At 51.3% G+C, this 267-nt stretch carries 1 rRNA gene; it reads right to left on the bottom strand.

Going from position 1 to position 267, the window contains the following annotated elements:
* Positions 1-116 (bottom strand): 5S ribosomal RNA (rrf, locus tag BLT_RS0121070).
* Between the last annotated feature and the right edge of the window lie 151 nt (positions 117-267).

The raw sequence follows: 267 nt of genomic DNA, 5'->3' as shown, positions 1-267 counted from the left end.
GCTTGGCAACGTCCTACTCTTGCAGGGGGAAGCCCCCAACTACCATCGGCGCTGAAGAGCTTAACGGCCGTGTTCGGCATGGGAACGGGTGTGACCTCTTCGCTATCGTCACCAAACTTTTTTACTTCAGATGACCGGCGAGCTTCTTTGTCAGCTGCGAGTCTCCACTCCTGTCACGTATCAACCCATACGCTCACTCGTTCCAACTCTTGCTTCCGTGAATCTCTTGGTCCTCTTCGTAAAAGAGATATAAATTTGTTGAGAGTC

The sequence above is a fragment of the Halalkalibacterium ligniniphilum genome (genome assembly GCF_000334155.1).
Taxonomy (GTDB): Bacteria; Bacillota; Bacilli; order Bacillales; family Bacillaceae_D; genus Halalkalibacterium; species Halalkalibacterium ligniniphilum.
Note: the sequence above shows the minus strand (reverse complement) of the source record. Positions and strands in the feature narration are given on the sequence as shown.